The following is a 17,531-nucleotide window of genomic DNA, read 5'->3' on the forward strand; positions in this document are numbered from 1 at the left end:
ATCGAATAGTGTGAGTGATCTACAGACGTGCGATCTACCCTTGTCACGCGGGTTAGAACCGGCATCGCCACTCACGACGAAGGCCGCCGCGGGAACGCATCCCGCGGCGGCCTTCGGACGAGCAACGATCAGTCGAACGCCTTGGCGATCAACGCCTTCTGCTCGACCTCGTGCACCTTGGACGAACCGGCCGACGGGGCGGCCATCGGGCGCCGCGCGACCACGTCGAGCCCTCCGAAGAACTCCGGGAACTTCCGCGGCAGGTTGAGGCCGAAGAACGGCCACGCGCCCTGGTTTTCCGGCTCTTCCTGGACCCACGCGATCTGCTGGGCGTTCGTGTAGCGCTCCACCGCCGCCAGCAGCTTCTTCTTCGGCAGCGGGTAGTACTGCTCGATCCGCACGATCGCGACGTCGTCCGCACCGCGCTTCTCGCGTTCGGCCACCAGCTCCCAGTAGAGCTTGCCCGAGGTGAGCAGCACCTTGCGGACCTTCGCCGGGTCCTGCGTCGCGTCGTCGATGACCGACATGAAGCGGCTCTGGCCGGTGACGTCCTCGACCGACGACGTCGCCGCCTTGTTGCGCAGCATCGACTTCGGGGTGAAGACGATCAGCGGACGCTGGATGCCGTCGAGGGCGTGGCGGCGCAGCAGGTGGAAGTAGTTCGCCGGGGTGGAGGGCACCGCGACGGTCATCGACGCTTCCGCGCACAGCGACAGGAACCGCTCGATCCGGCCGGACGTGTGGTCCGGGCCCTGGCCCTCGTGGCCGTGCGGCAGCAGCAGCACGACGTCCGAGCGCTGGCCCCACTTGGCCTCGCCGGAGGAGATGTACTCGTCGATCACGGTCTGCGCGCCGTTGACGAAGTCGCCGAACTGCGCTTCCCACATCACCAGCGCCTCGGAGTTCGCCACCGAGTAGCCGTACTCGAAGCCGACGGCCGCGTACTCCGACAGCGCCGAGTCGTAGATCATCACGCGGCCCTGGCCGTCGGCCAGGTGCTGCAGCGGCGAGTACTCCTGGCCGTTCTTGCGGTCGATGAACACCGAGTGCCGCTGGGTGAAGGTGCCGCGCCGGGAGTCCTGGCCGGACAGCCGCACGAGACGGCCTTCCAGCGCCAGCGAGCCGAACGCGAGCAGTTCGCCGAAGGCCCAGTCGATGCCGCCTTCGCGGGACATCTTGTGGCGGCGCTCCATGACCGGCTTGACCCGCGGGTGCGGGGTGAAGCCCTCGGGCAGGTTGACGAACGCGTCGCCGATCTTCTCGACGACCTCGCGCGACACGGCGGTGGTGACCTTCGCCGGGATCTGCTGCTCGCCCTCGACCGACGGGCTCGCCTTCGCCGGGTGCCGCTCGAGTTCGCGGACCTCGTTGAAGACGTGCTCGAGCTGGCTGGAGAAGTCGCGCAGCGCGGCCTCGGCCTCCTCGACGGAGATGTCGCCCCGGCCGATCAGCGATTCGGTGTAGGTCTTCCGGACCGAGCGCTTGGAATCGATGATGTCGTACATCGCCGGCTGCGTCATCGACGGGTCGTCGCCCTCGTTGTGACCGCGGCGGCGGTAGCAGACCAGGTCGATCACGACGTCCTTGTGGAACGCCTGGCGGTAGTCGACCGCCAGCTTCGCGACCCAGTGCGCGGCTTCGGGGTCGTCGCCGTTCACGTGGAAGACCGGCGCGCCGATCATCTTCGCGACGTCGGTGGCGTACTGGCTGGACCGCGAGTGCTCCGGCGCGGTGGTGAAGCCGACCTGGTTGTTGACGACGACGTGCACGGTGCCGCCGGTGCGGTAGCCGCGCAGCAGCGCCAGGTTCAGGGTCTCGGCCACGACGCCCTGGCCCGCGAAGGCCGCGTCGCCGTGCATCAGGACCGGCAGCACGGTGTAGCCCTCGCCGCCCTTGTCGAGGACGTCCTGCTTGGCGCGGACGATGCCCTCGAGCACCGGGTCGACGGTCTCCAGGTGCGACGGGTTGGACGCCAGCGACACCCGGGTCTCGCCGTCGCCGAACATCCGGAAGTACTTGCCCTCGGCCCCGAGGTGGTACTTCACGTCGCCGGAGCCGTGCGCCTGTCCCGGGTCGAGGTTGCCCTCGAACTCCTGGAAGATCTGGCTGATCGGCTTGCCGACGATGTTCGCCAGCACGTTCAGCCGGCCGCGGTGCGGCATGCCGATGACGACCTCGTCGAGTTCGTGCTCGGCGGCCTTGTCCAGGATGGTGTCGAGCAGCGGGATCGCGGTCTCGCCGCCTTCCAGCGAGAACCGCTTCTGGCCGACGTACTTGGTCTGCAGGAAGGTCTCGAACGCCTCGGCGGCGTTGAGCTTCGACAGGATGTACTTCTGCGCCGACGGCTCCGGCTTGCTGTGCCGGACCTCGACGCGCTCCTGGATCCAGCCGCGCTCCTCGGGGTCGAGGATGTGCGTGTACTCGACGCCGACCGTGCGGCAGTACGAGTCGCGCAGCACGCCGAGGATGTCGCGCAGCTTCATCCGCTCGCGGCTGGAGAAGTCGCCGACGGCGAACTCGCGGTCCAGGTCCCACAGGGTCAGGCCGTGGCTCAGCACGTCCAGGTCGTGGTGGCTGCGCTGGCGGTAGTTCAGCGGGTCGGTGTCGGCCATCAGGTGGCCGCGCATCCGGAACGCCTCGATCAGCTCCATGACGCGCGCGGTCTTGTCGACCGGGCCGTCCGGGATGTCGGCGACCCAGCGGATCGGCTCGTACGGCAGCCGCAGGCTGGTGAAGACGTCGTCGTAGAAGCCGTCCTCGCCGAGCAGCAGTTCGTGAATGCGCTTCAGGAACTCGCCGGACTCCGCGCCCTGGATGATGCGGTGGTCATACGTCGAGGTCAGCGTCATGATCTTGCTGACCGCGAGGTCGACCAGGGTCTTCTCGCTGGTGCCCTCGAACGACGCCGGGTACTGCATCGCGCCGACGCCGATGATCGCGCCCTGGCCCGCCTGCAGCCGCGGCACCGAGTGGTTCGTGCCGATGCCGCCCGGGTTGGTGAGCGAGATGGTGGTGCCCGCGAAGTCGTCCGCGGTGAGCTTGTTCGTGCGGGCCTTCTTGACGATCTCCTCGTAGGCCTGCCAGAACTGCATGAACGTCATGTTCTCGGTGGCCTTGATGGAGGCCACGACGAGCGTGCGGGAGTCGTCCTTGCCCTTCATGTCGATGGCAAGCCCGAAGTTCACGTGCTCCGGCGTGATCGCGAACGGCTTCCCGTCGATCAGCTGGTAGTGCCGGTTCATGTTCGGGAAGTCCTTCAGCGCCCGCACCATGGCGTAGCCGATGAGGTGCGTGAAGGAGATCTTGCCGCCGCGGGTGCGCTTGAGGTGGTTGTTGATGACGATGCGGTTGTCCGCCATCAGCTTCGCCGGGACCGCGCGCACGCTGGTCGCGGTCGGCACGGCGAGCGAGGCGTCCATGTTCTTGGCGATCGCCGCGGCGGCGCCGCGCAGCTGCTTGGATTCCGGCGCGGACTTGGCTGCCGGAGCGGCCGCCGCGGGCTTCGCCGCCGGGGCGGGCTTGGCCGCCGGGGCTTTCGCCGCCGGAGCCTTGGCCGCGGGGGCGGCCGGGGTCTTGGCGGACGGGGCGGTCTTGGCGGCAGGGGCCGGCGCGGAGGCCTTGACCTCTCCGTTCCCTCCCGCTTGCGTGCCGTTGCCGCCTGGAGTGGGCTTGTAGTCGGCGAAGAAATCGTGCCAGGCGGCGTCTACCGACTGGGGGTCCGCGAGAAACCGCTCGTACATTTCTTCGACGAGCCACTCATTGGCACCGAACTGCGATGCGGGACTGCTGCTGGCCACGGCTGGCTCTCGCCTCTATCCATTCTCGATCCGATATCACAAGCACCTGCTGACCGCCAGGCTAGTCCCCTGCCGGTGGCCTGAAACACGCCACCTGGACGCTCGTGAGACAGGTCATTGTCTGGATCGGTTGAGAGGCCCAGCCTGACAGACAGCAGGGACCACCGTACGCGTCGCAAGAGCCGAATGCCGTCACCTCGGCCGGTTTGGGGTGATCCCGGACACAGCTCCTGCCCGGTGTCGCGGCTCGCTCGGCTGGCTGTGCCGGGTGGGCCGTCGCGGTTCCGGGTTGGTCCGGACCACGTGCGCCCGGATTTCGCGCAGGTCGGCTGGCTTGTGGCCCGCTTTCAGTCCGCCGCGCGGCGGGCGTGATCACGGCGGCGGGTGTCTCGCTGGTGGGCCGTTCGCCGGGCCGGGGCGAGCTGGCGGCTGACGCGGGGGTTGTGACGAGGTCGAGTGGCGAGCTGGTGGCTGACGCGGGGTGTGATCAGGCTGGGCGGCGAGTTGGTGGCTGACGCGGGGTTGTGGCGAAGTCGAGCGGCGCGCAGCGGCGGCGGGGTCGGTGCGGGCCTCGCCAGGCTGTCCGTCGACCGGCGCGGGGCTCGTGTCGTCTGGCGAGCGGGTGGCCCTGGCAGCCGAGGCGGCCGGGTGGTTCGTCCTGGTGGGGCGGTGCGTGGTCGTCCAAGCCTGTTCCGGCCGAGTTGGGATGTGCGTAGCGGGTCGTTCACTGTGCGGTGTTGTGCTGTCGAAAGGCTGCGGCCTCACTCGGGCGTGGCGGTTTTCGAGGCGAGGCGGTGATGACGCGATGTGGCTGGTCGAATGTCCGTCGTTCTGGGACCAGGGATTGATTCGCCCGCTCGTCACCGAGCACGGCACGGTCCTGTTGATGTGCGATTCCTGCACCGCGGTGTGGCGCACCCCGTCCGGCATCGAGGAGTTCGAGCACGTCGAGCCGGAAGCGCCCGAGTGGTCCGTCGGCTCGGACACGCACGTTCGTCCGGGAACGACTCGCTGGGCTGAGCTGGCCGACGTCACGTCCGCTGGCTGGGGCGACCTCCGGTGGCGCGAACTGCCCTGACCTCGCGGCGCCGCGAGTGAACCTGTCCTGCCTGTCCCGTCCTGCCCGGACGTAGCCGCGTCGCACGGGCCTGTTTCGCGCGCCTCCTTGCTGCGGTCCCGAAATGCCCCTCCCCGCCGCCGGTAGTCAGTGTTACTATCTACCGGTACTCAGCATTACTGACTAGCTGAAGGGCGTTCGATGGGCAAGCAGGCGACGGAGATGCTCAAGGGGACCTTGGAGGGCATCGTCCTCGCGATTCTCGCCGGACGGCCCGCCTACGGGTACGAGATCACCTCCTGGTTGCGCGAACGGGGGTTCACCGATCTCGCCGAGGGCACCGTTTACGCGTTGCTCGTGCGGATCGAGCAGCGCGGGCTCGTCGACGTCGAGAAAGTGCCGTCCGAGAAAGGGCCGCCGCGGAAGGTTTATTCGCTGAACGCTCCGGGGAGAGCGAGTCTCGACGAATTCTGGCGGAACTGGCGGTTTCTCTCGGACCGGCTCGAACAGCTGCGCAAGGAGGGAATCGATCATGGGGAATGAATCCAAGAGCAGGTATCTGCATTATCTGGAAGTGGTCACCGGCCCGTTGGAGGACAAGAAGCGGTACCGGCGGTACAAGGCACGCGTCGAGGACTTGCCGCCGGACTATCGGACGGCGATCAAGGCGTTGCACCGGTATCTGCAGTACTTCGGGCCGGGGACGGCGGAGAGTCACCTGCGGATGCTGGACGATCTCATCGACCTGTTCGAGCAGAGCGTGGCGAACGGGACGACTGTCCGGGAAATTGTCGGCGACGAGCCGGTCGAGTTCGCGGAAGAGTTTCTCCGGAGTTATCCCGAGGGGAACTGGATTTCCCGGGAGCGGACGAAGCTGACCGAATCGATCGACCGTGCCGCGGGGGGAGTGCAATGACGGCGCCGGCGATTCGGGTGCGGGGGTTGCGAAAGTCGTACGGGAAGCTGGAGGTGCTGCGCGGGGTCGATTTCGAGGTGGCGCGGGGCAGTATTTTCGCGCTTCTCGGGTCGAACGGGGCGGGCAAGACGACGGTCGTGCGGATTTTGTCCACGTTGCTCAAGGCCGACGCGGGGGAGGCGGAGGTGAACGGGTTCGCGGTCGCCGGCCAGGGGGCGGACGTGCGCGAGTCGATCAGCCTCACCGGGCAGTTCGCGGCGGTCGACGAAATCCTTACCGGGCGCGAGAATCTGGTGCTGGTCGCCAAGCTGCGGCATCTCAAGAACCCGGGCGTGATCGCGGACGGGCTGCTGGAGCGGTTCGCGCTGACTGACGCCGGTGCGCGGAAGGTGTCGACGTATTCGGGGGGTATGCGTCGCCGTCTCGACATCGCGATGAGCTTGATCGGGGACCCGCAGGTCATTTTCCTCGACGAACCGACGACCGGGCTCGATCCGCAGGCGCGCAACGACGTCTGGAAGGCGGTGGAGGAACTCGCCGAGCAGGGGGCGACGGTGCTGCTCACCACCCAGTATCTGGACGAGGCCGAACATCTCGCCGACCGGATCGCGATCCTGCACGAGGGGCGGGTGCTCGTGAACGGCACGCTCGCCGAGCTCAAGCAGCTGCTTCCGCCGGCCAAGGTCGAGTACGTCGAGAAGCAGCCGACGCTGGAAGACGTCTTCTTTTCCCTTGTCGGCGCCGGAAGCGAGGGGGAAGGGCGATGAGCAACCACTTCATCGGCGACAGTTCGGTCCTGTTAGGACGGTCGCTGCGGCACATCACCCGCAGCCTCGACACGATCATCACCACGACGATCACGCCGATCATCATGCTGCTGCTCTTCACCTACGTCCTCGGCGGCGCGATCAACTCCGGCTCCGAGTCGTACGTGACCTACCTGCTGCCCGGAATCCTGCTGATCACCATCGCGTCCGGCATCGCCTACGCCGCGTTCCGGCTTTTCCTGGACCTGAAGGGCGGCATCTTCGAACGCTTCCAGTCCATGCCGATCGCCCGCTCGGCGGTGCTGTGGGCGCACGTGCTGACGTCGGTGATCGCGAACCTGATCTCGGTCGCCGTCGTGGTGCTCGTCGCGTTCGCGATGGGCTTCCGCACCAGCGCGGGGCCGCTGGCCTGGCTCTCGGTGCTCGGCATCGTGGTGCTGTTCACCCTGGCGCTGACCTGGGTCGCGGTGATCCCCGGGCTCACCGCGAAATCGGCGGACGGCGCGAGCGCGTTCTCGTACCCGCTCATCTTCCTGCCGTTCGTCAGCTCGGCCTTCGTGCCCACTGGCACCATGCCCGGGCCGGTGCGCGCGTTCGCCGAGCATCAGCCGGTGACGTCGATCGTGAACACCATCCGGGATCTGTTCGCGGAGCGTCCGGTGGGGAGCGGGATCTGGACCGCGTTGGCTTGGTGCGTGGGGATTCTGGTGGTGGCGTATGTCTTCGCGAATGTGAGTTATCGGCGGAAGATTTCCTGACTCGGCTCGGCACTCGCGGCGACGGCGGCTGTGACCGGTTCGGTGCGCGTTGTTCAGCGATGTAATTGTGGTCGGGCACCACGCGAGCGTCAGGTAGGTTGCGACGCTCGCGTGGTGCGTCGTCGTCATCCCAGGGCCCACAGTCGCGCGTAGTGGCCGTCCGCGGCGACCAACTCCGCGTGTGTGCCCTGTTCGACAATGCGGCCGTGGTCTAGCACCACGATTCGGTCGGCCTTCGCGGCGGTTGCCAGGCGGTGAGCGACTACGAAGGTGGTGCGGCGGCGGGCCAGGTGTTCGGTGGCGCGCAGCACGGTGGCTTCGGTGGCTGGGTCCAGGGCGGCGGTGGCTTCGTCCAGCAACAGAACGTCCGGGTCGACCAACTCGGCTCGGGCCAGCGCGACGAGCTGCCGTTGCCCGGCGGACAGGGAACGGCCGCGTTCGCCTACTGGTTGGCGGAAGCCGGCGGGCAGCGCGGCTACGCCGTCCAAGGCGCCGACGGAGCGTACGGCGGCTTCGACTTCCGCGTCGGTCGCTTCGGGGCGGCCGTATCGCACGTTGTCCGCGACGGTGCCGGAGAACAGGTGCGCTTCCTGTGGCACCACGCCCATCCGGGCGCGCAGTGCGGGCAGGTCGTATTCGCGGACGTCGACGCCGTCGATCAATACCGCGCCGCCGGTGGCGTCGTAGTAGCGCGCGACTAGCTTCACCGCGGTGGACTTGCCTGCGCCGGTCGCACCGACCAATGCGACGGTTTCTCCTGCGGCGACGTCGAGCGTCAGGTTTTCCAGTGCGGGCTTTTCCGTACCGGTGTAAGCGAAATCGACGTCCTTGAACCGCACTTCGCCGGACAGGCGGGCGGGCAACTCGACAGGGTGCTCGGCGGCGGGCACGGACGTCGGCGTGCGGAGCAGGTCGCCGATGCGGCTCAGGCCGACGCGGGCCTGCTGGTAGCCGTCGAAGACCGACGACAGTTGCTGGATCGGCGAGAAGAATTGCTGCAGGTACAGCAAGAATCCGAGCAGCACACCGGCTTCGAGGGTGCCGCCCGCGACGCGGTGTGCGCCGACGACCAGCACTGTGGTGGTCGCCAGATCGGACAGCAGCGAGACGAGCGGGAAGTACGTCGCGATGTACCGCTGCGCGCGCAGCCGCGATCGCCGATAGTCGTCACTGCGCGACGCGAACACAGCCGCCGAACGCTCTTCGCGCGTGTACGCCTGGGCGATGCGAAGACCGCTGACGTTCTCCTGCATGTCCGCGTTGACGACGCTCACCTTCTCGCGCGCCTCGCTGTACGCGCGCGAAGCGACCCGGCGGAACACGAACGTTGCTACGAGCAGGATCGGCAGCATGGCTAGCGCGTACACGGCCAGCGCGGCGTCGGTGACCAGCAGCGCGACCGTGATGCCGACCAAGGTGAGCGCGCTGACCACTGCGGTGGCCAGGCCGGTCTGCAGGAACGTGGACAACGCGTCGACGTCTGTCGTCATCCGGGTCATGATCTTCCCGGACAGCTCGCGCTCGTAATAGTCGAGCCCAAGCCGTTGCAGGTGTGCGTAACTGCGCACGCGCAGCGAGTACAGCACCGTCTCGCCGACGCGGGCGGTGAGCCGGGTTTGCCAGCGCACCACGAACCAGTCGGCGGCCACCACGAGTGCGCCGATTCCGGCCAGCAGCCACACGACGCTCGCTACCCCGGGCAGCACGCCGTGGTCGACCCCGCGTTGATACAGCGCGGGCAGCGCGAGCGAGGCCAGCGCGTCGGCCGCGACCAGGCCGACCACCCCGGCGAGCGGCCACCGCACCGGACGCAGGATCCGGGACAGCCGGAAGCCTGGATCTGGGGCGGTGACGTCCACATCGGACAGTCGTGGGCGGTCAGTAGCCGGGGGCAGCCGGCGGACGCCTTCCAACAGCTCCGGTGTCGGTGGCACGTCCGCGCCGCCGCTGCCCGCGAATCCGCTTCCGCCGCCTGGTGTTCCGCCGCGGGACCGCGCGGCTTCGGCGAGAGCGTCGACTTCATCGCGTTCGTCGTGCGGCCACAGGACTGCGGTGGTGCCGTCCGCGCCGGGTTCAAGCTTGTCGCAGCGATGCGGTTTTTCGACGTCGTCGCCCGGTCCGGCGACCAGTTCGCGGAACAGCGCGCACCGCGCCAGCAACTCCTCTTCGGTGCCGACGTCGACCACTCGGCCTTGGTCCATCACCGCGATCCGGTCGGCCAGTTGCAGCGTGGAGCGTCGGTGCGCGATGAGCAGCGTGGTGCGCTCGGCGGTGACCGCGCGCAGCGTGTCGTGGATCGCGGCTTCGGTGACGGTGTCGATCGCCGACGTCGCGTCGTCCAGGATCAGCACGCGCGGGTCAGTGAGCAGCGCACGGGCGAGCCCGAGACGTTGCCGTTGCCCGCCGGACAGCGTGAGACCGCGCTCGCCGACCTCGGTGGCGTACCCGTCTGGCAGCGCGCGGATGAACTCGTCCGCCTCCGCCGCGCGGGCGGCCGCGAAGACCTCCTCGTCGCTCGCGTCCGGGCGGCCGTAAGCGATGTTGTCCCGCACTGACGTGGAGAACAGGAACGCTTCCTCGAAGACGACGCCGATCGCCTGCCGCAGGTCTTTCAGCGGCACGTCGCGCACGTCCAGCCCGCCGACCCGCACCGAACCCGAATGCACGTCGTAAAACCGCGGCAGCAGCATGGAAATCGTGGACTTGCCGGACCCGGCCGTGCCTACCAGCGCGAGCGTTTCGCCGGGGCGCGCTTCCAGAGTGAGCCCGTCGAGCACTGGGTCGCTGCGGGTGTAGCCGAACTTCACGTCGTTCAGCTCCACGCCCAGCGTGCCGAGCGGAAGCGGTCGCGCGTCGGGGCTGTCGGTGACCTCCGGCTGCGCGTCGATCAGCTCGTACACCCGCTCCGCGCCAGCGCGCGTGAGCTGCGCTTGCACCACCAAGCCGGACAAGAATCGCGCCGGGCCGATCAACGCCGCGAGATACGTGGCGAACGCGAGGAACGTGCCCAGGCTGATCTGCCCGTTCAGCGCCAGCATGCCGCCGATCGCCAGCACCGCGACCTGACCCGCGGCAGGCAGTGCCGACGTGGTCGCTGTCGGCAACGCGGACAGCTTCGCCGCGCGCAGCCGTTCCGCGAAAAGCTTTCGTGCCGTGCGCTCCAGCCGGGCGACCTCGCGCGCCTCCTGCCCGAAACCCTTCACCACGCGCACGCCGGTGACGGTTTCCTCGACGTGCTGCGCGACATCCGCCGCGCGCTGCTGCGCCGACCAGGTCGCCGGGAACAACCGCCGCCTGCTCAGCGCCACGACGATCCCGACCGCGGGCGCGACCACCAGCGCGATGAGCGTGAGCAGCGGCGACATCCACAGCATCGCGCCCAGTGCGAGCACCGCGAAAATCACCGAGCCCGCCGACAACGGCACCTGCATCAGCAATCCGGTGACCAGCTGCAAATCCGAAATCGCGCGCGACACGACCTGCCCGGTGCGCAACGCGTCCTGCTTCCCGCCGTCCAGCCGCGACACCGCGCCGAACACGCGGTTCCGCAGATCGTGCTGCACGTCCAGCGCCAGCCGCCCGCCGACATACCGGCGCAGGAACGCCGAGCCGAACGCGACGATCTGCAACGCCACCAGCCCCACCGCGAGCCCGGCCAGCTGCGACGTGTGCCCGGCCACCGCGTCGTCCACCGCCGACCGCACCAGCAACGGACTCGCCGCCTGCACGCCGACGCTCAAGATCGCCGCCGTCATCGCGAGCACGACAACGCCGCGGTGCTCCCAGCAGGCAGCGGACAACCGGCGCACCCAGCCGACCGGCCGGGGCGCCGTCTCAGAGAGCGGACGGTCTTGACGCGCGGGCGTCGCAGTGGTGGTCACATCACAAGATTAGGGAGCGGCACCGACAATTTATTCCCCGGCGAACCGCCTGCCCGGACCAAACGGGCACAACCGGCGCGGTCGCAAGCCGTCTCGGAGCAGAGGTGACGAAGGGCACGCCAGCGGGTTCCGAAGGACCCTGGAAGCCGCATGGAGCAGGGAAAGCCTGGTCCGGCGGCCAAAGGAAGAAGGTTGAACGTTCACCTGGTCACGGGGAAGAACCCCGGCCAAATCCACCCCCGGGCGAGCGCTCCCGCCCAATGTTCTTTAAGCTAGTACACGGCGACCCGCTCCCAGTGACCCCCAGGCTGGTTGAGCGGGTCGCCCCTTCTTCCCTTCCTCTGCTCGCGCCTGGCGGCGCTTCGCCGAGGAAGGGGCGTCGTATTACCCGGGGGGCCGAGCCCCCCGGACCCCCACGGTGCCTTCGGCGGCGGTTGGGTGGTGGGTCTTGTTGGTACAAAAAGCTTGGGGCATAAGAGAAGCGGCGAGGACCGGGTGGTCCTCGCCGCTTTTCGTGTTTGCCTGGTTACGCCAGGGCGGTTTCGATGGGGGTGTGGGGGAGGTTGTGGGCGGTGGCGACCGGGGCGTTCGTCAGGGCGCCTGCGTGGGTGTTCAGGCCTAGGGCCAGGGAGGGGTCGGCGGACAGGGCCTGCTTCCAGCCCTTGTCTGCCAATTGCACTGCGTAGGGGAGGGTCACGTTGGTGAGGCCGTAGGTGCTCGTGCGCGGGACTGCGCCGGGCATGTTGGCCACGCAGTAGAAGACCGAGTTGTGGACCGTGTAGGTCGGGTCGTCGTGCGTGGTCGGGCGCGAGTCGGCGAAGCAGCCGCCCTGGTCGATGGCGATGTCCACGAGCACGCTGCCCGGCTTCATGCGGGAGACCAGGTCGTTGGAGACCAGCTTGGGGGCCTTCGCGCCGGGGACCAACACCGCGCCGATGACGAGGTCCGCTTCCAGGACCGACTCTTCCACCGACAGGCGGTTCGAGGTGACGGTGCGGATGCGGCCGCCGAAGTCGTTGTCGATCTGGCGGAGGCGGTCGACGTTGGTGTCGAGGATTTCCACATCGGAGCCGAGGCCCAGTGCGACACGGGCGGCGTTGAGGCCCGCCACGCCGCCGCCGATGACGACCACGCGGGCCGGGTGCACGCCGGGAATGCCGCCGGGCAGGACGCCGCGGCCGCCGCTCGGCTTCATCAGTGCGTAAGCGCCGACCTGCGGGGCCAGCCGGCCCGCGACCTCGGACATCGGGGCCAGCAGCGGCAGCGCGCCGTTCGGCTTCTGCACCGTCTCGTAGGCGATCGCGGTGGTGCCCGCGGCCAGCAGGGCGTCGGTCAGCGGACGGTCCGCGGCGATGTGCAGGTAGGTGAACAGCACCAGATCCTTGCGCAGGCGCGGGTACTCCTCGGCGATCGGCTCCTTCACCTTCAGCACGAGTTCGCCCTCGGACCACGTCTCGTCCGCCGTCGCGAGCACCTTCGCGCCCGCGGCGACGTACTCCTCGTCCGTGATGGACGACCCGGTCCCGGCACCCGTCTCGACGAAGACGTCGTGCCCGCGACCGACCAGTTCGTGCACGCCGGCCGGGGTCAACGCGACCCGGTACTCGTGCTTCTTGATCTCACGGGGAACGGCGATGCGCACTGCTGGCCTCCTGGCGGCGGTTCTGTCGAAGGTGTTGCCACTCACGGTGATCTACCCGGACGGCGGTGTCATCATTCCGCCGCCACAGTCTTGCGCCGGGTCAGTAGTGCTGCCAGGACAACGCACTTGACCTCGACCGCACTTGAGGTAGTTGGCTGGCTCATGGCGGAGACTCGAGGAAGGGCTTACATGCGAGCGGTGTGGCTGCGGGAGTTCGGCGGTCCGGCGGTGCTGGAGGCGGGGGACGCTCCCGATCCGGCTCCCGGGCCGGGGCAGGTGCTGATCGAGGTGGCGTTCGCCAACGTGACCTTCGTGGAAACGCAGTTCCGGGCGACCGGCAACGGGCCGTTCGCGGGCGCGCTGCCGATGGTGCCCGGCAACGGCGTCGGGGGTGTGATCAGCCGCGCCGGGGAGGGCGTGGATCCGGCGCTGGTCGGGAAACGCGTAGTGACGTCGACCGGCGGCAGCGGTGGTTACGCCCAGCGCGTGGTCGTGGACGCGGCGTTGGTGTTTCCGGTGCCGCAGGCGCTGAGTCTTGATGCGGCTGTCGCGTTGTTGGCTGACGGCCGTACGGCGACTGGGTTGGTGCACGCGACCGGCGTGGCGCCGGGGGAACGGGTGCTTGTGGAGGCTGCTGCTGGCGGGGTTGGCAGTCTCTTGGTGCAGTTGGCGAAGGCTGCTGGTGCGGAGGTCGTGGCTGCGGCTGGCGGGGCGGAAAAGGTTGCCCGGGCTCGGGAATTGGGTGCGGACCTCGCGGTCGACTACACGGATCCGGAGTGGACTGCGTTGGCTGGGGAGGTGGATGTGGTGTTCGACGGTGTGGGAGGTGCTGTTGGTACGGCTGCGTTCTCTCTGGTGCGGCCTGGTGGGCGGATGGCGATTTACGGGCTGGCAAGCGGTTCGTGGGCGGAAGTGTCCGAAGAGGACGCTGCGGCGCGTGGGGTGAAGCTGGTTCGGTCGATTGGTGATGCGGCGGCTATGCGCGGGTACACGGAATCGGCGTTGGAGGCGGCTGCGGCTGGGCAGTTGACTCCGGTGATCGGGCAGCGGTTTCCGTTGGAGCGGGCGGCTGATGCGCATGCGGCGATCGAATCTCGGGGGACGATCGGGAAGACGTTGTTGATCGCGTGACCGATTTCGACGTAGACAGTTTCCTCGCGCAGCCGCTGACCGCACGGGTCGCCACCGCGGGTCCGACTGTCCGGCCCACCTGGTATCTCTGGGAGGACGGCGCGTTCTGGATCCTCAGCGGCCCGTGGTCGCGGCTGCCCGATCGGGTGCGTGCGGAGCCGCGGCTCGCGGTGACAGTGGACGTCTGCGATCTCGCGACCGGCTTGGTGCGTCAGGTGATCGCTCGCGGACAAGCCGAGGTCGAGCCGTTCGACGTGCCTCGGGGACGCCGGAAACTGGTGCGGTATCTGGGGCCGGACGAGTCCGCGTGGGATCCGCGGTTCCGCGCGTATCTCCTGGACGACCCGGCCGAGCGCGGCACGGTGTGGATTCGGATGCGACCGGAATCGTTGCGGGCCAACGATCTCAGCTACCAGGTCAGTTCCAGCGCAGTGCGATCAGCTGGGTGAGCAGGGCGAGCCGGACGTCGGGGTCGTCCAGGTTCAGCGGGACCAATTCGAGGAGCCGTTTCATCCGGTACCGCAACGTGTTCGGGTGAATGCGCAGCCGTTCCGCGGCGGCGCGGGGGTCGCCGGGGTGGCGCAGCCATTCGTAGAGAGTGTCGACGTATCCGGCGTTGCTCGTCTCATCGTGCGCGCGCAGCACGCCGAGCGGGCCGAGTTCTGACACCTGTGCCGCCGCTGCTCCGGCGGCGGCGCGGTGCAGGACCAGCGCGGTCCAGGCTTCGTCGTAAGCCACGACGCGGCCCTCGACCAGTCCTGCCCGCAGCAGGCCTAGTGCTTCGTCCGCTTGGGCTCGCGATGCGGCCAGCGCGGTCGGATCGCCCGGCGCACCTGCAGCCGCGCGAGGCAGGCCGCCTCGGCGGGAAGCGGGTTGGGCTAGCAGCGCCTCCCGCAGTTCCGGCCAGCCGCCCTCGCCGGTGCGGTCCGGGACCACGACGTACAGCAACCCGCCCAGTTCAGCCGCGACCGGACGGCGTCCGAAACCTTGCGAAATCCGTTCCAGCAAAGCCAGCAACAGCCCTTCGGCGTCCCGGCTGTCGCCGCCGCTGACGTCCACGACGACGACTCGGTGCGGCTCGTCGGACAGGTCCAGTTCGGCGACCACCCGGCGTGGCGGGACTTGTCCTTCCAAGACCGCGCGCAGCAATTCGGCGGAAGCTCGCCGCTGGGCGTCCGTGTGTGCGCGTCGCCGCAAGAGATGCAGCGCGACCACCGGGGCGGCGTCGGCGAAAGCCGCCGCGCGTTCCTCGGAAACCGGACCGGGCACGACGGCCCACATCGAGCCCAGCAGTTCGCCGCCCATCCGGATGGGCACGATCAGCCGCGGCAGGGTGCCGTCGCGTTGGGCTGGCACGAAAATTGTCTGTCGGCCACGGGAAAGCTCACGGAAAACGCCACGCGAACGGAACCGGGCGAGCACGTCGTCGGGAATGCGGCGGCCCATGATCGTCGCGACGCGCGCCGGGTCGGTGAGGTCCTGGCGCGCGGAGTAGGCGAGGACGCGCGAGTTGGTGTCCTCGATCGTCACCGACGCGTCGACCACCGCGGCCACGGCGTCGGCGAGTCGGAAGAGGTCGCCGGAACCTGGGTCGCCGCCCTCTTCGAGAGCTTCGGATTCGTCGGCGAGCGCGTCCAGAACCGTGCGCAACAGCCAGACCAGTTGGGCCCACGACGTCGCCGCGTGCACCTGGATCAACGCGATCCCAGCCGACTTCGCCGCTCGCCGCACCGACTGTTTCGCGGCCAACGGCGGTTTCAGCAGCACCGCCGCCGCACCCCGGCCGGCGCTCACCCGGACGAGCTCCGCGGCGTCAGCCGACTCGATCGTGGCGACACCGAGCACCAGGTCACCGGCGGCGATGGCAGACTCCGCGCCGGGCTCGGCGATCACCACGTCGCCGACCGCGGGACAGCCTTCGGGCACGAGAAGCGCGTGGAGCAGCGTGGGACCGACCCGGTCCACGACGCTGCGCACCGAAACCACAGCTACCTCCAGCGCTTCTGACGTTCTTGCTGGAACGGTAGAAGACTGCACCGGTTTCGCCACCCGCGGCACTAGTTAGCGCGCCCGACTTTCGGCCACGGCTTGAAGTAGGACACCAGCGTCGCCCCCAGCAACAGCGTCAGCCCGACGCTCATCGCCCCCGTCCCCGCCACCGCGCTCGCCCCCACGATCTCGCCCCGCGACGCCTGCTCGCCGTGTGCCACGAAAGACGGGACCACCAGCAGGTTTCCGCCGCCGAACAGGGCCAGGGTCGCCAGCAGTTTCCACAGCACCCAGTGATAGCGGACCAGCTTCCACTTCGTGCCGAGCCCGAGGACGACACCGGTCGCCAGCGCGAGGAGGCTGGCCGGGAAATAGAGCGTGCCGGCGAGAATCCCGGCGATGACGTTCGCGCTGCGCGTGGTCACCGGGTCGAAGCCGGCGATCGCGAGAATGCTGCAGATCAGCACCGCGAGTTCGGCTCCGATCCAGCCGACCGACGTGACGACGTGGCCGAACAGGAACCACTTCCGGGTCGCCGGGCGCATTCTCCAGTCCATGCGGCTCAGCGTGCGCGCCGCAGCAGGGTCGCGTCGTCCGTCAGCGCTCGGCACTTGTTCATACGTACGGGTGCGTAGGACTCTCATCTCGTGAGAGCAGTTGGGCGGTTCGTCCGGCTTGGTTAGCGTCGGCGCCCAGCCGACCCGATCCCGACCGCTAGGAGCGAGCACATGCCGGAAGACACCACGAGCTGGTCCTTCGAGACCAAGCAGATCCACGCGGGGGCGGCGCCCGACCCGGCCACCGGCGCTCGCGCGACGCCGATCTACCAGACCACCTCGTACGTCTTCCGCGACACTCAGCACGGGGCCGATCTCTTCAGCCTCGCCGAGCCCGGCCACATCTACACGCGGATCAACAACCCGACCCAGGACGTGCTGGAGCAGCGCGTCGCCACCCTCGAAGGCGGCGTCGCCGGTCTCGCGTTCGCCTCCGGTTCGGCGGCGGTCACCGCGGCGATCCTGAACCTGGCCAACTCCGGCGACCACTTCGTCACCAGCCCGTCGCTGTACGGCGGCACCTACAACCTCTTCCACTACACGCTGCCGAAGCTCGGCATCGAGGTCACCTTCATCGACGACCAGGACGACGCGGAGCAGTGGCGGGCCGCGGTCCGGCCGAACACCAAGCTGTTCTTCGCCGAGACGCTGGCCAACCCGAGCAGCGCCGTGCTCGACATCCGCAAGGTCGCCGACGTCGCCCACGAGGTCGGCGTCCCGCTGGTCGTGGACAACACGGTGCCGACGCCGTACCTGGTTCGCCCGATCGAGCACGGCGCCGACATCGTCGTGCACTCGGCGACGAAGTACCTCGGCGGCCACGGCACGACGGTCGCCGGCGTGCTCGTCGACGGCGGCACGTTCGACTTCGGCAAGGACCCTGGCCGGTTCCCGGGCTTCAACGAGCCCGACCCGAGCTACCACGGTCTCAAGTACTGGGAGGCGCTTGGCCCGGGTGCGTTCGCGGCGAAGGCGCGCGTGCAGATCCTGCGCGACACCGGCGCGGCGATCGCCCCGCTGAACAGCTTCCTGATCC

At 68.7% G+C, this 17,531-nt stretch carries 13 protein-coding genes; 8 read left to right on the forward strand and 5 right to left on the reverse strand.

What is annotated here, in order from left to right; genetic code table 11:
- Window positions 1–128: 128 nt before the first annotated feature.
- The gene (locus tag ACWDNU_RS40855) at window positions 129–3,797 is read right to left on the reverse strand and encodes a multifunctional oxoglutarate decarboxylase/oxoglutarate dehydrogenase thiamine pyrophosphate-binding subunit/dihydrolipoyllysine-residue succinyltransferase subunit (protein ID WP_449672796.1); all 3,669 of its coding nucleotides are present in this window, start codon (window positions 3,795–3,797) and stop codon (window positions 129–131) included.
- Window positions 3,798–4,602: 805 nt separating this feature from the next.
- On the opposite strand from ACWDNU_RS40855, the gene ACWDNU_RS40860 reads away from it, so the two are divergent.
- The 5 genes from ACWDNU_RS40860 (at window position 4,603) to ACWDNU_RS40880 (ending at window position 7,295) form a co-directional block, all read left to right on the forward strand.
- The gene (locus tag ACWDNU_RS40860; RefSeq protein WP_370934343.1) at window positions 4,603–4,875 is read left to right on the forward strand and encodes a hypothetical protein; all 273 of its coding nucleotides are present in this window, start codon (window positions 4,603–4,605) and stop codon (window positions 4,873–4,875) included.
- Window positions 4,876–5,055: 180 nt separating this feature from the next.
- Window positions 5,056–5,397 carry a PadR family transcriptional regulator gene (locus ACWDNU_RS40865; protein WP_354747336.1) on the forward strand — a complete coding sequence of 114 codons (342 nt, stop codon included), beginning with the start codon at window positions 5,056–5,058 and terminating at the stop codon, window positions 5,395–5,397.
- Window positions 5,387–5,770, forward strand: a complete 384-nt coding sequence (locus ACWDNU_RS40870) for a DUF1048 domain-containing protein (RefSeq protein WP_449672797.1) — start codon at window positions 5,387–5,389, stop codon at window positions 5,768–5,770. Before ACWDNU_RS40865 ends, ACWDNU_RS40870 begins: the two co-directional genes overlap by 11 nt.
- The gene (locus ACWDNU_RS40875) at window positions 5,767–6,537 is read left to right on the forward strand and encodes an ABC transporter ATP-binding protein (protein ID WP_449672798.1); all 771 of its coding nucleotides are present in this window, start codon (window positions 5,767–5,769) and stop codon (window positions 6,535–6,537) included. The genes ACWDNU_RS40870 and ACWDNU_RS40875 overlap by 4 nt, the downstream gene beginning before the upstream one ends.
- Window positions 6,534–7,295 carry an ABC transporter permease gene (locus ACWDNU_RS40880; RefSeq protein WP_449672799.1) on the forward strand — a complete coding sequence of 254 codons (762 nt, stop codon included), beginning with the start codon at window positions 6,534–6,536 and terminating at the stop codon, window positions 7,293–7,295. The genes ACWDNU_RS40875 and ACWDNU_RS40880 overlap by 4 nt, the downstream gene beginning before the upstream one ends.
- A 125-nt stretch (window positions 7,296–7,420) precedes the next feature.
- On the opposite strand, the gene ACWDNU_RS40885 is transcribed toward ACWDNU_RS40880, so the two are convergent.
- A complete protein-coding gene (locus tag ACWDNU_RS40885; protein ID WP_449672800.1) occupies window positions 7,421–11,176 on the reverse strand; it encodes an ABC transporter ATP-binding protein in 3,756 nt (1,251 codons plus the stop codon).
- A gap of 526 nt (window positions 11,177–11,702) precedes the next feature.
- Window positions 11,703–12,818, reverse strand: a complete 1,116-nt coding sequence (ald, locus tag ACWDNU_RS40890; RefSeq protein ID WP_354747344.1) for an alanine dehydrogenase — start codon at window positions 12,816–12,818, stop codon at window positions 11,703–11,705.
- Window positions 12,819–13,007: 189 nt separating this feature from the next.
- Here ald and ACWDNU_RS40895 point away from each other — a divergent pair, with 189 nt between their 5' ends.
- Together ACWDNU_RS40895 and ACWDNU_RS40900 are read left to right on the forward strand one after the other, a co-directional pair.
- A complete protein-coding gene (locus ACWDNU_RS40895; protein WP_370934349.1) occupies window positions 13,008–13,949 on the forward strand; it encodes a zinc-binding dehydrogenase in 942 nt (313 codons plus the stop codon).
- On the forward strand, window positions 13,946–14,398 hold the full coding sequence (locus ACWDNU_RS40900; RefSeq protein WP_449672801.1) for a pyridoxamine 5'-phosphate oxidase family protein: 453 nt from the start codon (window positions 13,946–13,948) through the stop codon (window positions 14,396–14,398). The genes ACWDNU_RS40895 and ACWDNU_RS40900 overlap by 4 nt, the downstream gene beginning before the upstream one ends.
- On the opposite strand, the gene ACWDNU_RS40905 is transcribed toward ACWDNU_RS40900, so the two are convergent.
- Both ACWDNU_RS40905 and ACWDNU_RS40910 read right to left on the reverse strand, forming a co-directional pair.
- Window positions 14,367–15,935, reverse strand: a complete 1,569-nt coding sequence (locus ACWDNU_RS40905; RefSeq protein ID WP_449672802.1) for a PucR family transcriptional regulator — start codon at window positions 15,933–15,935, stop codon at window positions 14,367–14,369. The genes ACWDNU_RS40900 and ACWDNU_RS40905 overlap by 32 nt on opposite strands.
- A 71-nt stretch (window positions 15,936–16,006) precedes the next feature.
- Complete coding sequence (locus ACWDNU_RS40910; RefSeq protein ID WP_344270927.1) at window positions 16,007–16,495, reverse strand: hypothetical protein; 489 nt, start codon at window positions 16,493–16,495, stop codon at window positions 16,007–16,009.
- Window positions 16,496–16,666: 171 nt separating this feature from the next.
- Here ACWDNU_RS40910 and ACWDNU_RS40915 point away from each other — a divergent pair.
- Window positions 16,667–17,531 (forward strand): O-acetylhomoserine aminocarboxypropyltransferase/cysteine synthase family protein (locus tag ACWDNU_RS40915; protein ID WP_449672803.1); only part of this gene is annotated, 865 nt, incomplete at its 3' end.

Source organism: Amycolatopsis sp. NPDC003676 (genome assembly GCF_053587275.1).